This window comes from Pedobacter sp. GQ55, from assembly GCF_059758925.1.
The window spans coordinates 70,098-94,023 of record NZ_JCAXEI010000003.1; the positions used below are offsets into that span (position 1 = coordinate 70,098).

The 23,926-nt window shown below is 37.9% G+C and carries 26 protein-coding genes; 13 read left to right on the plus strand and 13 right to left on the minus strand.

Annotated features, from left to right (window positions below; all coding sequences use genetic code 11):
* Nucleotides 1-20: 20 nt before the first annotated feature.
* Nucleotides 21-1,166: a methionine aminotransferase gene (locus AC6CH7_RS09200; protein ID WP_498262409.1), complete on the minus strand. Its 1,146-nt coding sequence runs from the start codon at nucleotides 1,164-1,166 to the stop codon at nucleotides 21-23.
* Nucleotides 1,167-1,233: 67 nt separating this feature from the next.
* On the opposite strand from AC6CH7_RS09200, the gene AC6CH7_RS09205 reads away from it, so the two are divergent.
* Complete coding sequence (locus AC6CH7_RS09205) at nucleotides 1,234-2,004, plus strand: queuosine precursor transporter (RefSeq protein ID WP_498262410.1); 771 nt, start codon at nucleotides 1,234-1,236, stop codon at nucleotides 2,002-2,004.
* Between the two features lie 5 nt (nucleotides 2,005-2,009).
* On the opposite strand, the gene AC6CH7_RS09210 is transcribed toward AC6CH7_RS09205, so the two are convergent.
* From AC6CH7_RS09210 to AC6CH7_RS09225, 4 genes are all read right to left on the minus strand, one after another.
* Nucleotides 2,010-2,387: a GreA/GreB family elongation factor gene (locus AC6CH7_RS09210; protein WP_498262411.1), complete on the minus strand. Its 378-nt coding sequence runs from the start codon at nucleotides 2,385-2,387 to the stop codon at nucleotides 2,010-2,012.
* 549 nt (nucleotides 2,388-2,936) lie between these two features.
* A complete protein-coding gene (locus AC6CH7_RS09215) occupies nucleotides 2,937-3,386 on the minus strand; it encodes an RES family NAD+ phosphorylase (protein WP_498262412.1) in 450 nt (149 codons plus the stop codon).
* Nucleotides 3,387-3,388: 2 nt separating this feature from the next.
* A complete protein-coding gene (locus tag AC6CH7_RS09220) occupies nucleotides 3,389-3,853 on the minus strand; it encodes an Xre family toxin-antitoxin system antitoxin (protein ID WP_498262413.1) in 465 nt (154 codons plus the stop codon).
* 42 nt (nucleotides 3,854-3,895) lie between these two features.
* A complete protein-coding gene (locus tag AC6CH7_RS09225; RefSeq protein ID WP_498262414.1) occupies nucleotides 3,896-4,303 on the minus strand; it encodes a response regulator transcription factor in 408 nt (135 codons plus the stop codon).
* A gap of 161 nt (nucleotides 4,304-4,464) precedes the next feature.
* Between AC6CH7_RS09225 and AC6CH7_RS09230 the strand changes: the two genes are divergently transcribed.
* From AC6CH7_RS09230 to AC6CH7_RS09240, 3 genes are read left to right on the plus strand one after another with little or no spacing between them, the layout of a single operon-like run.
* A complete protein-coding gene (locus AC6CH7_RS09230) occupies nucleotides 4,465-4,641 on the plus strand; it encodes a BF3379 family histone-like protein (protein ID WP_048905246.1) in 177 nt (58 codons plus the stop codon).
* Between the two features lie 60 nt (nucleotides 4,642-4,701).
* Nucleotides 4,702-5,697: an L-glyceraldehyde 3-phosphate reductase gene (mgrA, locus tag AC6CH7_RS09235; RefSeq protein ID WP_498262415.1), complete on the plus strand. Its 996-nt coding sequence runs from the start codon at nucleotides 4,702-4,704 to the stop codon at nucleotides 5,695-5,697.
* Nucleotides 5,698-5,707: 10 nt separating this feature from the next.
* On the plus strand, nucleotides 5,708-6,361 hold the full coding sequence (locus AC6CH7_RS09240; protein ID WP_498262416.1) for a YceH family protein: 654 nt from the start codon (nucleotides 5,708-5,710) through the stop codon (nucleotides 6,359-6,361).
* On the opposite strand, the gene AC6CH7_RS09245 is transcribed toward AC6CH7_RS09240, so the two are convergent.
* Both AC6CH7_RS09245 and AC6CH7_RS09250 read right to left on the minus strand, forming a co-directional pair.
* Nucleotides 6,350-6,529 carry a hypothetical protein gene (locus AC6CH7_RS09245; RefSeq protein ID WP_498262417.1) on the minus strand — a complete coding sequence of 60 codons (180 nt, stop codon included), beginning with the start codon at nucleotides 6,527-6,529 and terminating at the stop codon, nucleotides 6,350-6,352. The two genes, AC6CH7_RS09240 and AC6CH7_RS09245, sit on opposite strands and share 12 nt — an antisense overlap.
* An 87-nt stretch (nucleotides 6,530-6,616) precedes the next feature.
* Nucleotides 6,617-8,980, minus strand: a complete 2,364-nt coding sequence (locus AC6CH7_RS09250) for a GAF domain-containing protein (RefSeq protein ID WP_498262418.1) — start codon at nucleotides 8,978-8,980, stop codon at nucleotides 6,617-6,619.
* A gap of 181 nt (nucleotides 8,981-9,161) precedes the next feature.
* Here AC6CH7_RS09250 and AC6CH7_RS09255 point away from each other — a divergent pair, with 181 nt between their 5' ends.
* Nucleotides 9,162-9,617 carry a low affinity iron permease family protein gene (locus tag AC6CH7_RS09255; RefSeq protein ID WP_498262419.1) on the plus strand — a complete coding sequence of 152 codons (456 nt, stop codon included), beginning with the start codon at nucleotides 9,162-9,164 and terminating at the stop codon, nucleotides 9,615-9,617.
* Nucleotides 9,618-9,657: 40 nt separating this feature from the next.
* Here the strand turns inward: AC6CH7_RS09255 and AC6CH7_RS09260 are convergent, their stop codons facing one another.
* Genes AC6CH7_RS09260 through AC6CH7_RS09270 form a run of 3 tightly spaced genes read right to left on the minus strand, consistent with a single transcriptional unit; the run spans nucleotide 9,658 to nucleotide 11,581 of the window.
* The gene (locus tag AC6CH7_RS09260) at nucleotides 9,658-10,641 is read right to left on the minus strand and encodes an aldo/keto reductase (RefSeq protein WP_498262420.1); all 984 of its coding nucleotides are present in this window, start codon (nucleotides 10,639-10,641) and stop codon (nucleotides 9,658-9,660) included.
* Nucleotides 10,642-10,686: 45 nt separating this feature from the next.
* Nucleotides 10,687-10,977, minus strand: coding sequence for a putative quinol monooxygenase (locus AC6CH7_RS09265; RefSeq protein ID WP_498262421.1), 291 nt, complete (start codon nucleotides 10,975-10,977; stop codon nucleotides 10,687-10,689).
* Nucleotides 10,928-11,581 (minus strand): NAD(P)H-dependent oxidoreductase, encoded by a 654-nt coding sequence (locus AC6CH7_RS09270; protein ID WP_498262422.1) that lies wholly within the window; start codon nucleotides 11,579-11,581, stop codon nucleotides 10,928-10,930. Before AC6CH7_RS09270 ends, AC6CH7_RS09265 begins: the two co-directional genes overlap by 50 nt.
* A 111-nt stretch (nucleotides 11,582-11,692) precedes the next feature.
* On the opposite strand from AC6CH7_RS09270, the gene AC6CH7_RS09275 reads away from it, so the two are divergent.
* Both AC6CH7_RS09275 and AC6CH7_RS09280 read left to right on the plus strand, forming a co-directional pair.
* Nucleotides 11,693-12,625, plus strand: a complete 933-nt coding sequence (locus AC6CH7_RS09275) for a LysR family transcriptional regulator (RefSeq protein ID WP_498262423.1) — start codon at nucleotides 11,693-11,695, stop codon at nucleotides 12,623-12,625.
* Between the two features lie 104 nt (nucleotides 12,626-12,729).
* On the plus strand, nucleotides 12,730-13,335 hold the full coding sequence (locus AC6CH7_RS09280) for a phosphatase PAP2 family protein (protein ID WP_498262424.1): 606 nt from the start codon (nucleotides 12,730-12,732) through the stop codon (nucleotides 13,333-13,335).
* Between the two features lie 2 nt (nucleotides 13,336-13,337).
* Here AC6CH7_RS09280 and AC6CH7_RS09285 read toward each other — a convergent pair whose 3' ends face one another.
* On the minus strand, nucleotides 13,338-13,919 hold the full coding sequence (locus AC6CH7_RS09285) for a DUF417 family protein (RefSeq protein WP_498262425.1): 582 nt from the start codon (nucleotides 13,917-13,919) through the stop codon (nucleotides 13,338-13,340).
* A 60-nt stretch (nucleotides 13,920-13,979) separates the two neighbouring features.
* Nucleotides 13,980-14,834 carry a helix-turn-helix domain-containing protein gene (locus AC6CH7_RS09290; protein WP_498262426.1) on the minus strand — a complete coding sequence of 285 codons (855 nt, stop codon included), beginning with the start codon at nucleotides 14,832-14,834 and terminating at the stop codon, nucleotides 13,980-13,982.
* 259 nt (nucleotides 14,835-15,093) lie between these two features.
* On the opposite strand from AC6CH7_RS09290, the gene folE reads away from it, so the two are divergent.
* From folE to AC6CH7_RS09320, 6 genes are all read left to right on the plus strand, one after another.
* A complete protein-coding gene (folE, locus tag AC6CH7_RS09295; protein ID WP_498262427.1) occupies nucleotides 15,094-15,795 on the plus strand; it encodes a GTP cyclohydrolase I FolE in 702 nt (233 codons plus the stop codon).
* Nucleotides 15,796-15,996: 201 nt separating this feature from the next.
* Nucleotides 15,997-16,866: a ThuA domain-containing protein gene (locus AC6CH7_RS09300; RefSeq protein WP_498262428.1), complete on the plus strand. Its 870-nt coding sequence runs from the start codon at nucleotides 15,997-15,999 to the stop codon at nucleotides 16,864-16,866.
* Nucleotides 16,867-16,920: 54 nt separating this feature from the next.
* Complete coding sequence (locus tag AC6CH7_RS09305) at nucleotides 16,921-17,817, plus strand: sugar phosphate isomerase/epimerase family protein (RefSeq protein ID WP_498262429.1); 897 nt, start codon at nucleotides 16,921-16,923, stop codon at nucleotides 17,815-17,817.
* Nucleotides 17,818-17,823: 6 nt separating this feature from the next.
* Nucleotides 17,824-18,990 carry a mandelate racemase/muconate lactonizing enzyme family protein gene (locus tag AC6CH7_RS09310; protein ID WP_498262430.1) on the plus strand — a complete coding sequence of 389 codons (1,167 nt, stop codon included), beginning with the start codon at nucleotides 17,824-17,826 and terminating at the stop codon, nucleotides 18,988-18,990.
* A gap of 35 nt (nucleotides 18,991-19,025) precedes the next feature.
* Nucleotides 19,026-19,511, plus strand: coding sequence for a VOC family protein (locus AC6CH7_RS09315; RefSeq protein ID WP_498262431.1), 486 nt, complete (start codon nucleotides 19,026-19,028; stop codon nucleotides 19,509-19,511).
* A gap of 3 nt (nucleotides 19,512-19,514) precedes the next feature.
* Nucleotides 19,515-20,471, plus strand: coding sequence for a 2-hydroxyacid dehydrogenase (locus tag AC6CH7_RS09320; RefSeq protein ID WP_498262432.1), 957 nt, complete (start codon nucleotides 19,515-19,517; stop codon nucleotides 20,469-20,471).
* A gap of 56 nt (nucleotides 20,472-20,527) precedes the next feature.
* On the opposite strand, the gene AC6CH7_RS09325 is transcribed toward AC6CH7_RS09320, so the two are convergent.
* On the minus strand, nucleotides 20,528-23,701 hold the full coding sequence (locus AC6CH7_RS09325) for a PVC-type heme-binding CxxCH protein (protein ID WP_498262433.1): 3,174 nt from the start codon (nucleotides 23,699-23,701) through the stop codon (nucleotides 20,528-20,530).
* Between the last annotated feature and the right edge of the window lie 225 nt (nucleotides 23,702-23,926).

The following is a 23,926-nucleotide window of genomic DNA, read 5'->3' on the forward strand; positions in this document are numbered from 1 at the left end:
GTAATTTAAAGGGATGTAAATTATAACTTCATTAGTCCTTCAACGGCTTTCTCTAATGTTTCGTGCTTTTTAGCAAAACAAAAGCGTAATACCTTATGATCTGTTTTTCTAATGTAGAAGGCCGAAACAGGTATGCTCGCTACTCCACTTTCCCTGACAAGCTTTTGGGCCATATCCGTATCTTTCTCGTCATTCAAGTGAGCATAGCTAACACATTGAAAATAAGAACCATGACAAGGTAATAATTTAAATTTAGTTTCGCCAAGTAATGAACGGAAGAAATCCCGCTTTTCCTGGAAAAATTCGGGTAATCCGCTATATGTTTCCGGGTCTTTAAGGTAATTAGCTATACCCACTTGCATTGGCGTGTTTACACTAAAAACGTTGAACTGGTGTACTTTACGAAATTCCTTCATTAAGTTGGCAGGAGCAAGGCAGTAGCCGAGTTTCCATCCTGTTGTGTGCAGTAATTTGCCAAATGATGCTGCAATAAAACTTCTGTCTCTTAATTCGGGATATAAAGCCAGGCTATGGTGTTTTTTACCATCAAATATGATATGCTCATATACCTCATCACTTAGAATAAGGACATCTGTATTCTTAGTAAGTTTAATAAGCGCTTTGATGTCCTTTTCCGTTAAAATACTACCTGTAGGGTTGTGTGGGCTATTTAAAATGATCATTTTGGTGTTCACAGTAAATAGTTTCTTTACCATTTCCCAATCGATCTCATAATCCGGTGGCACCATTTCGTAAGGCTTTACCAATCCCCCTAATAATTTAATTGCAGGAGCATAGGAGTCGTAAGCCGGTTCAAAAATAATTACTTCGTCGCCAGTAGTAATGCACGATGATAATGCCGTAAAGATAGCCTGTGTGCCTCCTGCGGTAACTGTAACTTCAGTATCCGGATTATAATCAGCATCATAAAGTGTATTTGCTTTTTTTGCAATAAGTTCCCTAAGCGATTGTAATCCGGGCATAGGAGCATACTGATTAAAGCCCTTCTTCATTGCATCAGCTACAAAATCTACCAGTTTAGGATCGCAGTCATAATCCGGAAATCCTTGTGATAGGTTTATGGCATTATGTTCTTCAGCGAGTTTAGACATCACCGTAAAAATAGTGGTGCCAACTGTGGGTAATTTGGAAAGTATAGATATCATGTTTAAGCGAAAATAGAAATAATATTTATCCTGTTATATCAGAATTATTTAATAATTTCAACCTGCTATGACTTTTAAAACAAAAGAGAGCAGGTTACTGCTTATTTTAGGGAGCTTCTTTGTCGCAAACGCCATACTCTCGGAGTTTATTGGTGTAAAGATATTTACAGTTGAAGGTACGCTTGGTATTGAAAAGTTCAATATTAATTTACTGGGAGTACCCAATCTTTCCTATAATATGTCGGCTGGCGTTCTAACCTGGCCCATCATATTTATCATGACTGATATTATAAATGAGTATTTTGGAGTGCGACAAGTTCGTTATTTATCTATTTTAACGGCCATTTTAATAGGATACGCATTTATTGTTGTAGGTGGCGCTATGCACTTACAGCCTTCCGATTTTTGGGTTACACAAACCATTAATGGCGAATCTTTAAATATGAACAATGCCTTTGCCGGCATATTCGGCCAAGGTATGTGGATCATAGTTGGGTCTATTGTTGCTTTCCTTGTAGGTCAGATTGCTGATGTGCTTATTTTTCATAAAATTAAGAAAGTTACCGGCGACAAGGCCTTGTGGTTACGTGCCACCGGTTCAACATTAGTTTCGCAATGTATTGATAGTTTTGTAGTTATCTTTATTGCCTTTTATCTTAATCCTCAATACCACTGGAGCTGGCAAATGGTTGCTGCAATAGGCCTGGTAAATTACACCTATAAGTTCGTGGTAGCCATTCTGATGACTCCCATATTATATGTTGTTCATGGGATTATAGACAGGTATCTTGGAAAAGACCTATCTCATCGGATGATAACAATGGCAGGCAGGAGATAGGTGGGCTACATCCTGTTTACCGATAGTATTTTAAACTCCTGTAAACCATCGGGCATTTCCCAGATAATAATGTCGTTTGTTCTATAGCCAAACAGTGCAATTCCGATGGGAGCAAAAACAGATACCTTTTGAACTTTAATGTTTGCTTCTTCAGGCATTACAAGTTTAAACGTAAATTCCTGGCCGGTTTTAGTATTTGCTATGCGAGCCTCAGATTTTAGGCACACAACATCAGATGGAAGCTCTTCTTCTGAGTATATGGTGGCTTCTTTTAATTCGTTGCTTAATTTTTCTTTGTTGTAAGCGCTCATATTTGATTTTTCCAGATGTTCCTTTAATAATTTAAAGTCGCTTTTTGATAGTGACAATGATTTAGTTTCCATGATCTTGAATGTGTTGTGAATTAATATTTGTTATATTTTTTTCGAAAAGTTAAACACACTGTTCAGGCCTCTGCTGAAAAGGTGTTAAAATTGAGAAATGAGAAAAAGCAGATTTTTTATCAGGTGCTTTTAACCCCCGCATCGAAAAAAGAAAATCGAAATGATACGGGGCTTAATTAATAAAGTCTTTGCTGGTGGTTTGAAAACTAAAACCGAAAGGATAGTTTTCTCTAAAAAACCTTTTGAAAAGCGCATACGCATGTAACTGATGCCTGTTGTAGGCACCAATAATAGCTTTTTGTATGTTCTTTTGATAATTCATTGACTGCTAATGTCGCCACCTTTTTCCTCATTTCAAAAGAAAATCGGTTTTTACAATTAAAAATGATCTGGAGTTTACTTAGTGATGAGATAAGTTGCTATCAAATTTTCTATTCACTCGGACCTAACCCGGATATAGCCCGGAAATCGCCCAGGCATACCCCCATAAAATCCCCCTTATAACCGGACTCTAATTGTCTGTTGTTATAAGGAATAGGACGCGAAATATTAGCTTTTTATTCTTCTGTCAAAAACAAAAGGTTCTGATTTTAATAATTTTATCGATTTAAAATCCGGATGGTTGGGGTTTATCAGGTAATTGTATTCTGCTATAATAATAGAAGAGGGGACTTTTAAAATGGCAGATTTGCCCTCGGTGATCCAGTCTTCCCCAATTTTTTGAGTTAATGGTATGTTATGGTATTCAATCCAGTTGGTTGGTAATTTTTTAATATCCACAGGGATGATTCTTATGTCATCGGGGATTTCTATAGTCATTACCTGAAACGATTGGTTTAATCCTATTTGATTTCTGTGGACAACATTTTCCAGACAAGCCAGTGAACGGGAACCTGCGCTGTATATTACTTCTACATCGTTAGGATTCCAGCGTGCGGCTCTGCCCGACGCAAACAGTTTGGTGGCATATTTAGCTAATGCTATACGAAATACATGCATAATTAAGCTAAATCACCGTATTCAATTCTTATCAGTTCCTCTTCAATTAAGGTAATACCAGTAATGGTATCCATAAGATCGAAAGGGGTTTGGTTGCCAAGACCATATGAAGGAGTGTTTAGCCACTGATGAAAAAGCTTTGCAGACCCAAAAATTTCGATGCCTTTATCAAAAAGAGAAAAAGACTTTAAAAGTTTTTCGCTTAAAGCGGCATCTAGCTTTGATGAATTTGAAACGTAATTTTGTATAGTTTTTACATTTGTTTTAAAAGTATCCTGAAACTCTTCTTTGGTGAAACCCGAAAGATTAAGAAAATCAATGGCGGCTTTTGCTGATAACCCATTTTTAGAATTGGTAAGAACACTTATTGGGTTGCCATATAACGATTGATAAGACGCAATAACTGCGCTTTCTGAAACAACAGATACTTTTGACTTTGTTTTGTATGGTTTTTGAGTGTTTGCCATAATGCTTTTATCTTATATAAAACAAATATAGGAATTTTTTCCTTAATTACTGGAATTTTTTCTCGTTTGTTTTTGTTGATAATCATCATCGCCATTTAATACTCTTTTTACGGAGTTGAGCATGTCGTCAAGATCAAAGGGTTTGCTGATAAAACCATTGGCACAGGCTTCTTCTAAAACCGCTCTTTCGGCGGCATGTGCCGACATAATTATAATTGCAATATGGCTGGTTTTTTTATCTGTTTTTAAGTCTCTGCAAATGTTTATACCATTGCCATCAGGCAACTTTACGTCTAAAAGTATCAATTCGGGATGTTGAATAGTTACTTTTTCATAAAAATCTTTTGCAGTCCCGGAAGTCACAACCTCATAACCGGCTTCTACCAATACGTATTCGACTATAAAACGGATATCTTCGTCATCCTCAACAACATGTATAAGTTTAGCCATGGCATAATCATTTGTGTAGTTCGCTTTAGAAAATAACCTGTGAACTTATAAAAGGTTTTTAAAAAAAAGAGTGCGAGTACAAAAAGTGCAATAGAAGTGAAGTTATGCGCGTTTATTTCCAAAATAATATATATTTGGCTTATAAATTAAAAAATCAAAACATGGAAAAATTTTCAAAAGTTAAAGAATTGTTAGCTTCTGTTGAGGCTGATGCTGAGAAATTTTACAATTCTGGCAACAATGCAGCTGGAACAAGAGTACGTAAAGCTATGCAAGATTTAAAAGTTCTTGCTCAAGAAATTCGTGCTGAAGTTACAGAGAAAAAAAACGCTAAATAAGTATTAATTTATTTAAATATCAGTAGCGGTTTTGCCGCTACTGAATATTTTATCTATTATATGCCATATACACCCAGTTCCAGCCGATATACTCAAATGCAATACCGCCGTTGCGGTAACAGTGGGTTAAAACTTCCAGCAATTTCATTAGGCCTATGGCATAATTTTGGTCATGTAGATCAATTGGAAAATTGCAGTAACATATTAAAACTCGCTTTTGATAGTGGTATTACTCACTTCGATCTTGCTAATAACTACGGTCCGCCTCCAGGTTCAGCCGAAGAGAATTTTGGTAAGCTATTAAAGAGAGATTTTGCCGGTTACAGAGATGAAATGATCATTTCAAGTAAGGCCGGTTATACCATGTGGGATGGACCTTATGGCGATTGGGGCTCTAAAAAGTACCTGGTATCAAGTTTAGATCAGAGTTTAAAAAGAATGGAGCTAGATTATGTTGATATTTTTTATCATCATCGTCCGGATCCTGAAACTCCGCTTGAAGAAACTATGGCAGCATTAGATCTGATCGTTCGTCAGGGTAAGGCATTATACGTAGGTATATCTAATTATAAACCGGAAGAGGCCGAGCGTGCCATTCAAATTTTAAAAGAACTGGGTACCCCATGCATTATCCATCAGCCCAAATACTCTATGTATGAGCGTTGGATAGAGGATGGTTTGTTAGATCTTTTAGGTAATGAGGGGGTTGGCTGTATTCCATTTTCGCCCTTGGCACAAGGAATGCTTACCGATAAATATTTAAAAGGGATTCCTGAGGATTCAAGAGCAGCAAAGTCTCACGGATTTTTACAACGTGATCAAATTACTGAGGAAAAACTAGCTCAGCTTAATAAACTGAATGCAATAGCCCAGGAAAGAGGACAAAAATTGGCTCATATGGCGCTGTCGTGGATTTTACGCGACAAAAGAATTACTTCTGTATTGGTAGGCGCAAGCAAACCGGAGCAGCTTGCTGATTCGTTAAAGTGCCTGGAGAATACCAATTTTACTAAAGAAGAACTAAACAAGATCGATCTTATTTTATCTAATTCTTAAGAAAAGCTTAATGGATTCACCACAGACCCTGCCTATTTTAAATGCCGAAGAACTTCGTGTTTTAGGAGTGTTAATGGAGAAATCGAAGACTACGCCTGAGTATTATCCAATGACCATCAATGCAATTACGGTAGCTTGTAATCAAAAAACTTCGCGTAAGCCGCTTGTACAATACGATGAACAGACGGTAATATTGGCTCTCGATACTTTAAAAAGGAAGAGTTTAATTTCAACTGCAACAGGTGGTTCTAGCAGGAGCATTAAGTACAAACATAATTTTGCTATTGTTTTTCCTGTAACGCCTCAGGAAGTAGCTATTATTTGTTTGCTAGTACTAAGAGGTGCACAAACACCAGGTGAATTAAATACGAATTCGGGCAGATTATATGAGTTTGAATCGTTGGGAGATGTGCAGTCTGTACTTGAAAGATTATCAGATCCGGAAATGCCTTATGTTTTGCAGTTGCCTAAGCGCGCAGGACAAAAGGAAATGCGTTATGTACATTTATTGAGCGGAACCCCTGATTTAACACAAGATGATTCGATAGATGATAATTACAGCAGACCCGCAAGTGATTTGGAACAGCGGTTGGCAAAAGTAGAAGAGGAGCTTGCAATAATGAAAGCCGACTTTGATAAACTTATGAAAGAATTAATGGGGTAAAGGAGTTTTGGCAGAATCCGTTTTAGTAGTGTCTGTAGCTATAACTGCAGTGCTATCTGTTTTTGCTACTGCAACCTCAGGTTCTGGTGCCCTAAGCTGCATTTTCTTTGTGTCACCGCAGGCGCTTAGCAGCAATAAAAGACCAAAGAGAGGTAAAATACTTTTCATAAGTTTTGACTAAATAGTTAATTTGGTCAAAAGTATATACTAATATTCAAAAGTAAATACTTTTGCAAGTATTTGACATATCTATGGCTAAATGTCGTTTGTCCTTTCCGGATGTATAACGCCAATCCTTAAAGCCTTTAGCCCGCTTAATCCTTGTAAATCCTCTAAATCAAGTTCTTCCAGACCTTGATCCAGCACCCCGGTTTCCTGTAAATAAGTAACAAAAGGAAGGTAATCATCAATATCCCGCTTATTAAAATAGATCAACGCTATTTTATCAGGCTGGGTTAAACGCTCGCTGCTACCTCTGATGTGGACTTTGTCAATCCGTTTTTTTATCATCTGATACCTGATATTGTACGCGCCTTCTACATCAAATTTGCGCTCATCAGCTCTAAAACTAATGTCGATTGTATGGTTATGGACAAATAACAACTGAGTAGTATACAGCTTAGTTGGCATAGCTGGCAATAAAGCATGAGTCATTCTAACTACATTAGCCATGGATGAAAGCTGCCACAGCCTAAGATTTTTGAGGTGAAAATGATTAAATATTTTATCTGGAGAGATGGACTGGCCAATGTAAATGTCGTATTCGACACCATCGGTTCTGAATTTCTCAAAGTAACATGGATACGATTGTTGCAATTTTTCTTTTTCGGCTTCAAAAAAATTGTTAATTGCAGTATTTATCATTTGCATGGATACTTCCAGCGAGTATCTGTTTTTGTGCACATCGCCATCTGCAGCTCCGGTTACCAGCAAATATTCATCAATTATTTTTTTGAGTTTAGGTTCCTGCTGAGATAAATGGAATAAATAATCGCTCGATTCTTCTTTTAAAAAGCTGTTTAGATTGTTTTCGTCCTGGGTGTTTAGCGTTTCTTGTAAAAGTAACTGCTGCCATTTTCTTGAATTGAAAATCATCTCTTCCATTAAAGAGGAATAGTGATGGTCTTTTAGCTGATCAAGCACTTCATAAAGTAGGCTTAAATGGTGACTCAAATCAGCTTTACTGGCCGTATTTCGTTCAATTGTAGAATTTCTGATGTCGATAGCTCCGTAAAAAGGATATACATCTTTAAAGCTGATGTCTTCATTTCTAATTGGCAAATGCTTATTTTTATCGTGCATATGATGCCATGCTACCTCATTAAATTTCCATTGAACCGAAGGCTGGATAGAGGTAAATTTCTCTTTTATAACGTTTTCCAGTTCCAGGTTAAACTCATCGATATAGATCTGTAATAGCTGCGATATTGGGGCAATTGCAGGCTCCAGCAATGCAAGTATTTTCTCGTCAAAAGTTTCTCCTTCCCAGGTGTGTACTGCCAAAACACCTACAATTACGTGGTCGTAAAAAACGGGAGTGAGGGCCAGGGACTTAACTCCAAGTTTAACAAAATGATGAAGCCAGTGAAACACAACGGGATCTTCGGCCAAAATATCAGGAGAAAAGAATGAGTTCGGATTGGCCGTGTACCCTTCGGCATATTGCTGAAATGTTTCGGGGTCTAAATTGTCTTCACCCCACACAGAAAACAATATTCCGGTACCGCCCTTTACATTGCCATAAACCGGTTTGTTGTTAACCCTTACAAAAGGAAACAGGTCAAACTCAATTTTATTATTTTGTACTATTGTTTTTAAAGATTGGATAACACCACTATATGTGGCCGCCTGATCACCGGGAGTACGGTTAAGCCGAATGTTTTTTATGTTTTCTACAGCCTGGATAGCGGTTACATCAGATACAGTGATTACAGAGATACCTCTAAAACGAAAAAGATTGAGCGGTAATATTTTTTCCAGTATTTCATAACTTGAGCCTTCTCCTATATATTGCTGTAGTTCCCTGAAATTGAGTGGAGGTAACTCACCTTTTGGCGTAACTTCTATAAAATCTGTATTAAGGTTTACATGAAAATAGCCCAAAAGACCTGTATCGGTTTTGATACCTGCATGATATTGATGTGTTTTTACAGGTACATGAAAGTTGTAAAGTTCCTTTAAAATAAACGAATAAACTAGTTGTAAGCGTTCTTTATGATAGTCGGCAGGAGTTTTAGAAACTACATATGAGTCCTGATCATTTTTCTTATTTTCAAGCAATTGGTACATAAGTTCTGTACCATAAAATGTTATGGGCTGCAACGGAAAGCAAAGTCCCCAGGCCAACTTATCCTCAGTTGCCAACGCAGAGGTAAGGCAGGCGTACATGTTCTCGAGCAAGCTTTCATAGTTATGTATGCTTTCAAGTGGGACGTCCGCTTCTTCAACATCATATTTTTTAAACTCCTTAAGAGCCGTTTTATACAATGCACCTTTTACCGTTTTTTCGCCTTTTACTCTTTCTCTCAGGTATCTGATAAATGGTTTAAAAGAGATTGCCGAATCAACTTCAAGTGAATGCGCTTTATTTCCAGAAACGTCTAGGATAACTTTTTTCATTTCGGATATTTTACTTCATTAGTATGAAGATACTGACTTTAGATGTCTATAAAGTCAATATGTAACATTCTGATTCAAATTTATTTAAAAAAAATCATTTTCAGCAGAAGATATTTAAGTAAACGGGCATTATTTGACTAGATTTAATTAAGGTTTTAACTATTAAAAATCATTACTCATTATGAAAAACACTTCAGGAAATTTCTTTGAAAAGGCGTCTACAAAAATTACAAACTGGACAGGGAGTCCGGTGGCTTTCGGTGTAGCATTTCTAATTGTGATTGCATGGATACTTTCAGGTCCCATTTTTAATTATTCAGATACCTGGCAGCTTGTTATCAATACAGGTACCACAATAATTACCTTTTTAATGGTTTTCCTTATCCAGAAATCTCAAAATAAAGATTCTAAAGCCATACAGCTTAAGTTGAACGAACTGATTGCTGCAAGCAGACATGCCAGCAACAGGATGGTTGATATTGAGGATTTAACGGAATCAGAGCTGGATGTTCTTCATAAATACTATCAAAAACTTTCGGATATATCTGAAGCAGATAATGATATCCATACATCACATTCCATTGATGCAGCGGTAACATTGCACAGAATGAAAAAAGAGAAAGGAGTACTTGAATAAGTTCAAGTACTCCTTTCTCTTTTTAGCTATAAAATCTGGATTAAAGTTTTTCTAGCTCTTTATTAATAAAAGTCAATTCATCTTCACTAAGAGAGATGTTAATTGCTTTGGCATTGTCAACTGCCTGATTTGCGTTTCGGGCACCCGCAAGTACTATGGTTAAACCAGGTTGTAATGTTGTCCATCTTAAAACCAATTGCGATAAAGAAGCATTTTTGCTGATTGCTAAAGGCTCTATTGCGTTTAGGAATGATTTTACCTTTTCAGGATCGAATTGGCCAAAGTAACCATTTCTATGATCATCTGATTTTAAGGTAGCATCTTTGAAATATTTACCGGTAAGCAAACCTCTTTCTAAAGGGCTATAGGCAATAATTCCAATGTTATTTGCTATGGTATAAGGGATTATATCTTTTTCAATTGCCCTGTTAAGCATGCTGTAAGAAAGTTGAATAGAAGCCAGGTGGATTGATTTTTCGGCTTCTTTTAACTGCTCCAGACTATAATTACTTACCCCGGCAGCTCTGATTTTTCCTTGTTGGATTAGATGCTCCAATGCTTCCATAGTTTCACTTATTGGCGTTGTAGCATCTGGCCAGTGTAATTGTAATAAATCTAAGTAGTCAGTACCTAAACGTTTTAAGCTTTCCTCAACTTCTTTAATGATGTTGGCTTTGGCTGCATATTTATAAACCGGTATGGTTTCTCCATTATCGTTGGCATCAAAAAAGAACTCGCCTTTTCCGTTATTGCTGCCATCCCAAACTAAACCGAATTTGCTTAGTAGCTGAATTTTACTTCTGTCTTTACCTTTAATTGCCTGACCAATAAGTTCTTCACTTAAGCCAAAGCCATAAAAAGGAGCGGTGTCTAAACTTGTAACGCCATGATCTAAAGATGCATGAACAGCATCGATAGAGTCTTGTTTCTCATTTCCTCCCCACATATTGCCGCCTATTGCAAAGGCACCGTAAGTTATAGCCGATAAGTTTAAATCTGTTTTTCCTAATTTTCTGTATTCCATTTTTTGTATTCTTTTTATTGTGCTATCAGAGGTAGCTATTTAATATCAGGCAATTTTTTCTGTTTTATGTATAATGACAGCACCGTCAATAATGTCAACAGAATCCTTGATGAATTTGTTAATATGAGCTGTTTGGTTATGCACCTCCAGAGCTTCTTTACTTGCCCATTCTTCGTGAAAAATAAACAAAGCAGGATCGTCTGTTGATTGATGAAGATCGTATTGAATACAGGCTTCTTCTTTTCTGGATTCTACAACCAGGGCTAAAAGAATTGCTTTAAATTGATCAATGTGTTGTGGCTTGGCTCTGGAGATTGCTGTTAGATAAATGCTCATGTTCTTTGTTTATAAAAATGTTGTTTAAGTGTGTTGTGTATCTTTCAAGATCTGCTACAATATTAGCATTCTTTTCTACATCGTGAAAGTGTAGGCCAGGCAATGGTTTCATTCCAGTAAAGGCATTCATGCGATGAAAACCAAATAAAGCACCATCATCAACACTGGTTTCATTAAAGAACTCTCCCGGTAGGGTAAAAGCATCTTTTGGAGCATTCCATGATGAAGTAACCATATATTGCTTGCCATGGAGCATACCACCTGTACCATAATTGATAGCAGGGTTTTGAGATGAACGCCCATCGCTATGGTAAATTCCCGTTTGGTGACCTTCTGTAAAAACCACATCGATATATTTTTTTAATCCATTAGGTACCTGAAACCACCAGATAGGAGTGTGATAAATAACAATATCAGCCCATACATAATTCTCAACTTCCTGTTTTGGATCGTAATCATCATTGATATCGGTAGATCTGATTTCAAATCCTTCTTTGTCATTAAAAAACTGACGTGTGGTATCAAAAATCGTTTTATTAAAACGGCCTCCAGAATGTCCAAAGACCTGTCCTCCATTAATTACAAATATTTTTTTTGTTTCCATTTTAATAGAATTGATTTTACTTCTTAATTGTGATGACAAAATTACGGCTAGATATGTTACTATTAAAATAATATAAATCATACCTTTGTATCATAATTATGATACATTGTTATGGTTAATTTAGAATGGTTCAGAACCTTTAAGGCAATTTATGAAACAGGCACGCTGACTGGTGCGGCCGAGTCATTGTATGTTTCGCAACCCGGTGTGAGTTTGCATTTAAGCTCTTTGGAATCGTATGTAGGTTACAAGCTTTTTGATCGGACATCGCGAAAAATGGTGTCGACCGAACGCGGAAAGATACTTTACAATTATATACAAGAATCGCTTTGTAAACTGGAAGAAGCGGAGCGACACTTCCATAAAAGTACGGAAAAGGAAAAGCCGACCATAAGCATTGGTATGTGCTTTGAAACCTTCCAGTTCACACTCGAATCTTATTTGCCTACTTTGGATTTTAATGTAATTATTAAGTTTGGAGACTATCCTCAAATGCTTAGCGACCTGGATAATGGTATTCTGGATCTGATTATTACGCCACAAAAGGGAGATTACAAGGGGTTGATTTATACTCCTTTTTTTAAAGAAAGAATAGTGGTAATTGGCGGGGCAAAAACATCAACAGAAGAGCTTGATCCGTTGCTAAAAACCAAAGATCTGAACGGTATACAGGATTGGTTAAAGTGCCAAACCTGGTATGGTACAACTGGTGATATGGAGCATTTACGCAGGTTTTGGCATATCAACTTTGGTAAACGACCTGATTTTAAACCTAATTACATTGTGCCTAACATGAGTTCAATTATCCGTTGTTTAAGTGGTGGTGAGGGAATTGCTGTTATTCCCGATTTTCTTTCTAAAAAGGAACTTGATTCTGGCAACGTTAAGCAAATATGGGAAGGCTATAATGTAATAGAGAATACATTGTATTTTGGTACAAGAAAGAAAACAATGTATCTGGAACAGGTTATGCAAATTCAGGAAATATTTTTGAAAGAAATGGTTAATGAGCACCATGATAAACAAGCAGTAATTTTTAATTAAGTGATATATATGATGGTATATTCAGAAACTAACTGTTATTTTGACTTGTTTTTAGAATCGTAATAAGGTACGTACAAATTTATTAAGCAACGGAGGACTAAACATTGAAAACACAATACTTTAAATACTTACTGGTAATTCAAATTGGTTTAATGTCTTTTTTGCCATTGCATGGTTTTGCTCAAAATGGATTGCAACGGCTAGATGATCAGATACTTATTGATCTTTCAAAAACCAGAACACCTGAGAAAACCGGCTTCTTTATGTTTTTATCTAAAAACAATGATTTGGTTAATGTAGGCGTTCCGGTAGGCTTGTTTGCGGCTGGTGTAATTGGCAAAGACAAAGAGATGAGGCAAAATGCTTTATATGTTGTGAGTAGTTCGGCTGTTAATGCGCTGGTTACTATGCTAATTAAAAAAGCGGTTAAACGCCCAAGACCATTTCTTGCTAATATTAAGATTAATGCTGTTTATCAACCTTCCCAATATTCGTTCCCGTCAGGGCATACCTCTACATCGTTTACAACTGCTACTGCTTTATCTCAGGCGTATCCTAAATGGTATGTAATTGCGCCAGCGTATTTATGGGCTGGTTCTGTTAGCTTTTCGCGTTTATACTTAGGCGTTCATTACCCAACAGATGTAGCAGCAGGTGCTGTATTGGGTACTGGAACTGCACTTTCGTTCAGGTTTATGAGGCCAAATTAGTCTTAAACAGTCTTAACGCTTTTCTCTTTATTTAGAAGATAGAGCTTTGCCGATTCACTCATTGTAATAATGGCACCACCAAGTATCACAATGTCTTTAATAACTAACCGTCCACGGCCAGATAAATAGGGAAATCCCCATTGTTCATCTGTTAGGTGTGGTACCCAGCTTTCGGGAGTAGTAACCAGAAAAGACAATGTGCCAACTGACATTAGTAATATAAGACCACTGCCAATCATACTAGCTAATGGGGCTACTTTATGTAGAGAAACCAAAACAGCAAGTGTAATTAGGAATACCCCTAAACCCGCCGAAAAGCCATAAGTATTATTGGCTATATGCCATTCATGATTTGTCGGAATCAGATCGCCTTCTTTATTCATATAGCTTTTATACTCATCAGGGTGGTTGTAAAAGAAAGACATAAATGGGCTATTGGCCACAAAAGGAACTATGCCATCAGCCTCATACGTAAAAAACTTTAGACCACCTATCCAAAGAAAGACGATAACGATTCCAAAACGGATTGCATTTTTACCTAATTGGTCAAGATTGGCTATTGTATTTATGATTGAATTTTTCATGCTATTGATTTTTATACAAATCTATAGCAACCGCGGTAAGCAGTACATGGACAAAAAGGGTTAATCCTTGGACATATCCGCTACAATGGAGATACCGGTTTTATCTCTGAAAGCTTGCGGCGAAACTTTAGTGAATTTTTTAAATACGCGACTAAAATAAAACTCGTCCTGAAACTGTAAATTATAGGCAATTTCCTTAATGCTTTGCCTGGTTAAATGAAGTTGTTTTTTTGCCTCAAGTATTAGTTTTTCCTGAATTAATTGTGAAGGCGACTTTCTGAAATAACGGGTGCAGCGCCTGGTAAAATTGTCTCTAGACATGGATAGTAATTCGGCATAGTCAGCTGGTTTACGGAGATTAAGGTAGTGCTCGTCCAATAGCTGGCTAAATTGCTCCATAAGTTCATCTCTTTCGTTATTTTTATTAGAAACCGCATTCATTTTAATGCTGCTCGATTTGGCCAAAAAGAGTTGCAGATATGCGCGTGGTACTATATCAGATAGGGTTTCGTTATTCAGTTCTTCTTTTAAATCACCAATTAATTTATCAAATACCTTTGCTTCTTTTTTTGTTAGTATTACAATTGGATCTATGTAGATGTTGTTGAACAAGAGACCATTGCAACGCACTTCAGTACGATGAAATTCAATGCAATAGAAGTCGCCATGAAACTGCAGTTCAACGCATTTTACAGATTCGGATTTTTCCAGATAGATAACCTGTAATGGCGTTGAAAACAATAAAGCGGGAGCGGCGAAAGGGAAAACACCAAAGTCGGCATGATATAAACCTTTTCCTTCTTTAATAAACAACACAGTATACATGGTTGACTGAGCAGGTGTGCTGAGCTCTTTGTAAGTGGCTTCTTTTAAGCTTAACAGCTGTTCTCCTAATGGTGAAATTAGCTCTTGCATTAATGGGGGGGGTATTAAAGCGTTTTTTTTGAAGTGTTATTTTGCAGTCTCTAAAATTATTAATATTTTCTGTATTGAACAGGTAATACTCTTATGAAATGAACAATATTATTGTAGCATTTATTTTTGTAACCTTTTTTAGTCAGATGATCTCTAACAAGTATGATATTAATAAGATAAAACTTAAAAATTATCTTTTTTATCTTTACGCCCTGTTATTACTAAAAACCGATACAGATAAAATTAGTCGCAATAATTTATGAAACAGAATGGAACTGCCTTGAATACAACGGATAATAACCTTTCTTTAACCGAATTGGAAGATTTATTAGGCGAACAACATATTGGTACTTCTTATGATACCCCCTTAAGAGCAGACGCTTTTGAATTAGGTGATCATGAAAAAATTAAGATTATTGCAGGGCATTTTCGTGAAATTATGGAAACGCTTGGACTTGATCTTACAGACGACAGTCTTAACGGAACACCGGGCCGCGTAGCAAAAATGTTTGTGAAAGAAATATTTAGCGGGCTTAATCCGGCAAATAAGCCTCAGATTACATTATTTGATAATAAATATCAGTATAACCAAATGCTGGTTGAGAAAAATATAACCCTCTATTCTAATTGTGAGCATCACTTTGTACCCATTATTGGTAAAGCACATATTGCTTATATTTCTTCTGGAAAGGTTATTGGGTTGTCGAAATTAAATCGGATTGTTCAATATTATTCCCAAAGGCCACAGGTACAAGAACGTTTAACTATCCAAATAGCTAATGAACTAAAAACAATTCTGGAAACTGATAATGTTGCGGTGGTAATTGATGCAGCTCATTTATGTGTGTCATCCAGGGGTATAAAGGATGTAAACAGCAGTACCGTAACAGCTGAATATTCAGGTGCATTTTTAGATAAAGCAACAAAAGAGGAATTTTTGCAATATATCCGTCCTATGTAAGGTGGTTCAGATAGGGTAATTGTATAGCAGAATTTAACTTTCTAATGATTTATTAAGGCACGAAGTTGTGACAGACTATTCGTGCCTTTTAACTTGGTTTTTATTTTAATAATCATATTTTTGATTAACTCTTAAATAAGTTGCTTTCCGGAGCTTTATTTTTTTAATTCATCTAGCTGACCAAATAAAAGTAGAACCACAATGAAAAATCTTAGGGGCATTATATGTTTAATTGCTACAAGCATATTGCTATTCAACTCACTTCATTCTTTTGGTCAAACCAAAAAACAGAAATCAAAGAAACCACTGGTTGTATTTGTTACAGGCGATCATGAATACAGTAGTGAAGCAACTATGCCGCTTATAGCGGCAGAATTAGAAAAGAATTACGGAATGCGTACCATCGTTCTTAAATCTTCACCTGATTATAAATCTGAAGAAAACATTCCCGGACTGGAAGCATTAAAAGACGCTGATCTGGCTGTGTTCTATTTACGCTGGAGACGTTTGCCTGAAGATCAGGTAAAACACATTGACGATTACTTAAAATCGGGCAAACCAGTAATGGGCTTCAGAACAACTACACATGCATTTAATTATCCGGCAGGACACCCCCTTGAGAAATGGAATGCTTTTGGTGAATTTGCACTGGGCGCGCCTCCAGGATGGGGTAAAGGCGGACACACACATTATGGGCATAAATCTACCACCGATGTTTCAGTTATTCCTGCACAGGCAAAACACCCTATTTTAACGGGCGTACCAAATAATTTTCATGCTGCTTCGTGGCTATATCATGTTTTGCCACATTATCCGGTAAAAGGATCAACATGGTTGTTAATGGGTAAATCTGTAAATCCTGATAAAGCAGCAGTGGACAACCCTGTTGCCTGGACCTGGAAAACAGCCGCAGGAGGTAACACTTTTATGACCACACTTGGCCATCCCGCAGATTTTAATGAAGAAGGTTTTCAAAGACTTGTAATAAATGCTGTTCATTGGACATTAGATGCACCTGTTCCGAAAAAATGGACAGGAAAAATCGATATGAACGTGCCATACAGAGAATAATAACACAATCTTCAAATCTACTTTTTAACCAAATATTACATTACCTAATACTTTATGGAACTTTCGATACATAACTGGATGCGATCCGAAACGATAGAAACAACCATTCGCAGAGCATCTGGTCTAGGCTACACCAAACTTGAAATTGCAGGAAGTCCTGAACATTATGATACCACTCAGGTACGAAAATTATTAAAAGAATACGGTTTAACCTGCTGGGGATCTGTCACCTTAATGCTTGAGGATCGTAATCTGCTTGCTAAAGATAAAGCCCAACGGGCAAAGTCGGTACAATATGTAAAAGATGTTGTCCGAATGGTAAAAGAGCTTGATGGACATATGGTTTCTGTAGTACCCGGTACTGTCGGAAAAATAGTTCCTGATGGCAGACCAGAGGAAGAGTGGCAGTGGGCTGTTGATTCTCTTAAAGAGGTTTACGAATATGCAGAACAATCAGGTATACTAATCGGAATAGAGCCCATCAACAGATTCGAAACATATTTCATCAACAGAGGAGACCAGGCTTTGGCCTTGGCTCAGGCTGTTGGGCCTAACTGTGGGGTTTGTCTGGATACTTTTCATATGAATATAGAAGAGACCGATATGTTCGAAGCCATTAGAAGGGCAAAAGGCAAACTTATAGGCTTTCACGTTGCTGATAACAACAGAATGGCACCTGGAATGGGTAATTTGAACTGGAGCAAAATACTTGACACGCTTCATGAGGTAGGATACAATGAAGTACTTTCGGTAGAATTTTGCGCTCCGTTGGACCGTACTCCCGCCAACCCTTATCCGAATTCTATTGATGAAAATCCTATAGATCTATCTCCTGAACAAAAGAAATTTTTGGAAGACCATGGTAGTACTTCAGTCTCTGAAGAGTTTTATACCATGCTTACACGCAAATCTTTTGATACCTTATCCAACCTTATAAACACCACAAAATAAACCTAAATGAAAATAACAAATGTAGAAGCGTTTTGGTTACGCTGTCCCATTCCGAAAGAAAAGCAACACTTTTCTGATTATGGCTTGCTAACCAATTTTGATATGACCCTTGTTGTGATAACAACAGAAGATGGCCTTCAGGGTTTTGGAGAAGCTAAAGCAGCAGTAGGATCCTCGGGCGTATGCGCCTCAATTGTAAGTTGCATAGAAAATGAACTTAAACCTATTTTGATAGGGAAAGACGCAAAAAATATAAACCGTATCTGGGAAGAAATGTATAATGGCACACGTGATCATTATGCACTAACAAGAGGTCGCAGATTCCCTATTCTTGGAAGAAGAGGACTTACCGTGTCTGCAATGAGTGGTATAGATACTGCTTTGTGGGATTTGAAAGGTAAGGCGCTTGGTATTCCGGTAATGGATTTACTAGGTGGTGCTTGTCGCGATCAGATGCCCGCCTATGCAAGCGGTGGCTGGGCAGATGCCGAAAATATTGGTGCACAATTAAACGGTTATGTAGCTAAAGGATTTAATGCAGTAAAAATGCGTGTTGGTATTATGGACCAAACTGTTCAGAATAGTATTGAGCGGGTAAAAGCTGCAAGAAAAGCATTAGGGCCAAACATTAAACTAATGGCAGATGCACATGGAACCTTTAGTGTGCCAGAGGCTAAACAGTTTTGCAGAGGAGTAGAAGATTGTAACCTGTACTGGTTCGAAGAACCTATTAGTCCTGATAACAGACATGGAACTGCAGAGGTAAGAGCTTCGACAGCTATTCCGATAGCAGCAGGAGAAAGTGAATACACCAGTTTTGATATTCGTGATCTGCTTGAAGTTAGAGCACTTGACGTTGTTCAGCCTGATGCTGCTATCATAGGTGGTATTTCAGAAACCATGCGTGTAGGTCATCTGGCAAGCGTTAATCAGCTTGAACTGGCTCCGCATTGCTGGGGATCGGCTTTTTCTTTTATGGCAGGCTTAAATGTAGCTTTCGCATCTCAGGCAGCAACAATAATTGAGTTTTCTTTAGGAGGAAACCCAATGATGTTTGAGTTAGTAAAAGAGCAGATTGAAGTTAAGGGTGGCGTAATTGGCGCTCCAACAGCTCCTGGATTAGGGTTAACCCCTAATTGGGATTTCGTAAAGGAATTCAAACAGAAAGTTTAAAAAGGTAATTAAATTGTATTTATAAATTTTTACATATGGCACGTGCACTAAAAATTAACCACGTTACACTAATTGTAGACAACCTGGAGAAAGCAGGAGAGTTCTATCAAAATGAACTAGGTTTAGAACCACTAGCAGCATTTAGGTTCGACTATCCTGTAATGTTTTTTAAATTTAATGATGAACAGCAATTACATCTTTCCGAATGGGAAGATACCACTTCCTTCCGTGGACATATCTGTGTGCAGGTTGATGACTTTAACAGCATTTTCTTCCGCATGAAAGAACTTAATGTTATCGATGTAAAACCTTGGGGTAAGGTAAGACAATTGCCTGATGGCGCTATGCAAATGTTTGTACGCGACCCGGCCGGTAATTTGGTAGAAATTTCCTCGACACCGGGAAGCGAAGTAGATCCGTTAATATTTAAGGATGCATTTTATGAAGAGGGTTTATATGTTTCAAATAGAAATGACTTTAGAGGATTCAGGTCTGATGACGCCACTTTATATCATAAATAGCTAATGAAAAAGAGCGTTTTATTGCTTGAAACTATTGCTGATGACGCACTGAACATCCTTCAGGATCATGTAAATGTATTTACCGGATATGATGATGCTTCTTTAAAGAATGTTTTAGATGAGCAAGAGATCCATGCCGTAATAACCCGTGGTAAGGGGCAAATAAATAGAGCATTAATGGAAGCCCTTCCAGCCTTGCAGGTTGCTGCAAGGTGTGGGGTGGGTTTAGATAATGTTGATGTACAAGAGGCCACTGCCAGAAATATCATGGTGATAAATGCACCTGGTTCAAATGCTGCAACTATTGCAGAGCATACTTTATCGTTAATGTTGATGCTGATGCGTAACATGTACGAATCTGTTGCTCAGGTTAAACAAGATAACTGGAATTGGCGCAATCAATATGCTGGTGATGAGTTAAATGGGAAAACACTTGGTGTTTTGGGAATGGGGAATATAGGCAAACGTGTAGCCAAACTTGGCCAGGCTTTTGGAATGAAAGTTCTGTATTGGAGCAGATCTCCTCAGGATCTTCCGTATAGTTATTTATCATTGAACGAGGTATTAAAACAATCAGATGTAGTTAGTCTTCATTTGCCCTTTACTAAGGAAACAGGTACAATAATAGGAGAGGGGCAGCTTTCTTTAATGAGGCCAAATTCTTTATTGATTAATACTGCCAGGGGTGCATTAATTGATCATGAGGCTCTGTTAAACGCGCTTAATGAGCAAAGGATTTCAGGGTTCGCAGCTGATGTGTTACCAGAAGAACCTCCTGTTCCGGGTTTCCCGATATTGCATCATTCCCGTGCACTTGTTACGCCACATTCTGGAAGCCTTACGGCTTCAACATACAGGCAAATGTGTGTGCTTACCGTGAAAAATGTGGTAGCAGTACTTACAGGCGAAAAACCTGATGCCAGAAGCATATTCAATTTTAATGCGTTTAATAAGACATAAGTAGTGCACACCGTCATCTCGACGTTAGGAGAGATGACGACGACAGCTTTAAAAACCTATTTCTCCAATGGGTGTTGCTTTAACAACTCAGCTGGAGAATAAAATCCAGTCTTAGCCTTGGTTGCATTACGCACCTGCTTTACTTTTGCAGGAGAAATAGCGGATGCCTGATTACCAAATGAGTTTCTCACATAGGTAAGTACCGCCGCTACCTCTTCATCTTTTAGCATACCTCCAAAAGGAGTCATTGGTACTTGTCCACTATATTTCTTTCCTTTAATTTCAAGTGGCCCTTGCAGACCTTTTAGTACCAGCTTAATCAAGCGGTCCTGACTTCCGGTAACCCATTTTGACCCTGTAATTGGAGGAAATCCAGATGAAGGCAAACCTTTACCATCTCCCTGATGGCAGGTAATGCAAAAACCTTCTTTAGCGAATATTGCTCGTCCTTTTACAAAGAGCTTACGCTCTTCGCCACTCAAAGCTGTGGTCACCTTTTCTCCTTTTTTCTCTGTTACAGATCTTCCGTTTAAGTGAGCTATTGCAGTTTCATAGGGTGCTCTCATCCAGTCATCAAGAGTTTTTTTGCCAACTTCCATCTCTATAGGTAATGCTTTTTCTTTAGGTAACCACGATGCAGCTGCAATCACTTCAAGTCGAACTCTGCCGTTTTCATCGGCAGCAGACTGCATTAACAGTTCCGGCTGATCAGCTATCTGATGTCCTGTATATCTTAATACTCTTACCACAGCTGCCCTTGCATGGAAATCCTTTGCTTTTAACAACTGTCTAAGTAATTGACCGTCTACTTTATTTAACCCCCAGGTTACCCAAAGTGCTTCCAAAAGGTTGTGCTCATATTTAGGATCATTTTTATCCAATTTAGCCACCCAGGTTTTTACCTCAGTAAGTACGTCAGAAATTTTACGTCCGCGCAACTCAGATCTGGTACGTGATCGTGTTCTGTCTTCTGGTAACTTCAGGTTTTCTAAAAGCTCCGGAATACTTGCATCTGCAATTTTTACTGGTTTTATTAACGGACGAGAAGGGTAGGTGATTCTGTAAATTCGACCATGTACGTGGTCTCTTAACGGATCTCGGGCATTGTGCTGCATGTGTCCGATTAAGATGTTGTGCCAATCGGCAACGTATAAAGAACCATCAGGCGCAAACTCCATATCAACCGGCCTAAAATTTTTGTCTTCTGCTATTAGTAAATCCTGTCTGTGTCTGCTTTTATATCCCGTTCCATCATCAACAAGAGTATGTTCTTTAGTACCTAAGAAGCCGATCGTATTATTTATTAAAAAATCACCTTGTAGTTCATCAGGGAAGTGACGACTAGACACAAACTCCAAACCAGAGGTAGGACGAACACGATGTTCAGGTTGTAATAAATCTCTGGATTTCTCAGTAAACACTCCATATCTTGGTTTAACTGAAACCGGCAGCATCCAGCACACATCAGGGCTTGATGTTTCTGCATAAAAATTCTGTCCCCACTGGTCAAAGGCAATACCCCAGGGATTAGGTACATATGGTTGGGCAGTACGTTCTAACTTATGTAATTGCGGACTGTAGCGATAGAAACCGCCATTGGTAGCTCTAACAGGCCCATAAGATGTTTCTACGTTTGTGTGCAAAAACACACCTTCGCCCATATATATAGCTCCCGAAGGATCAGTAGTAAAGGCGTGTATATTGTGATGCGTATCATGATCATCGAAACCGCTCAACAGAATTTCTTTTTTGTCTGCTTTGCCGTCGCCATCAGTATCTTTTAAAAGCACAAAGTTTGTTCCTTGCGAAAGGTAAACCCCCTCGGCAGTGATTTCAAAACCTAACGGAAGATGTAGTCCATCTGCAAAAACGGTCTGCTTATCGGCTTTTCCATCATTATTTGTATCTTCTAAAATAATCAACTTATCATTAGGCTTAGCATCTCCAGGTTTATAATGCGGGTAACTAGGCATGGTTGCTACCCATAATCTGCCTTTGTTATCAAAAGTGATCTGGCAAGGTTTAGCCAAATCCGGAAACTCTTTTTCTGAGGCAAAGAGTTCTATTTTAAAACCTGGAGCCACTTTTAGTTTAGCTAATGCTTCCTCACCAGATAAGTACTTCAAGCTCCCATTTCTATCAGCATTATAATTTGTTTTTACAACAGGAGGAGGGGTTGTATTCTTATCCGCGGCAACCAGATCCATTTTTTCTCCCTTTACAGCTTTCCAAATTGCTGTATCCCTTATTGCTGTCATTTCGCGGAGTCTTTTAATCTCTGCAGGATAATTATCTGGCCCAAAAGGATCATATCTTCGGCCATACGCATGTACGCCATTTGGAATTTTAAAGTCGTTATGCCATGTCCAGTTTTTCTCTAGTACGGCTGAATGAACAAGGGCTCTGTTTTCTTCAGCTTTTGCTGTCACTTCACCAAAAATCTGGTCGGCCAACAAAGGAGCAAAACGTGCATAGGCGGTATCACTAAGTTGTGATCCATCTATAGTCAGGTATTTTTCTGTTGTTTCAAACCACTTTTTTGTGGGCGAATAAACATCAATAAAACGTACCTTATTGTTCGCTGCAATCTCTTTCATAGCCTCTGCATATAAGGAAAGATTAATGTTTTCCTGTTTTCCATTGGGCAGATCAAACTGTTTGGAAAGGTCTTCGAATGCAATTGGCGAAACAATGGTTAGCTGAGGAGTAGAAACACCGTTGTACTGTTGTTTTAACGTGTGTTTAATAAAGGCATCAAGTTCAGCTTTGTAATTTTCAAGACCCTTTGGCCCTTCAAAAGATTCATTGTATCCAAAGAATGCAATAACTACATCGGCTTTTAGTCTGGTGAGCCATTGATCTTCGGTTTCAAAATGACCCTCGCTATCTGAATTGTTAGCAAGCTCTGTTTGGAATTTTTCTGCTCCTGGAAAGGCCCATGGCGACACCCTACTGGCATGTGGTCGGAAACCAGGAGTATTCCCTCCATCGCACATGTTTCTAATATATAAGTTGAGTTCTGGATATCGCAAGTGCATTTCTGTTTCGAAATGTCCATAGTTCATCATTCTTGATCCCAAATTGTTTCCTATAAGGACAATGTGAGTCCCTTTCTTTAGTTGGAGTAGGGTAGTGCTCGTTGGTGTGAATTGCAGGGTAAAGAGCGCAATTACAACACCCGCCAAAACTGTAAGAGTAACCTTGGCTCTCTTTTTTGCGAATCTGATCATCTGATATTATATAGTACCTAACAAGTATTAAATATAACTTTTTATGCTATACAATTTAACAGACACGTAATAAAATCAAGGGGGTTAGCTATATTGATAGCTGTTGATATCAAATTTTAAATCACGAATTAAAATCTCTTTATAAACCGGTTTTTCTTGTCTTATAGTTGTAATACGTGTTTATGACCTTTTTTAGCTGAATCTATAATTAAGAAATTATAGTAT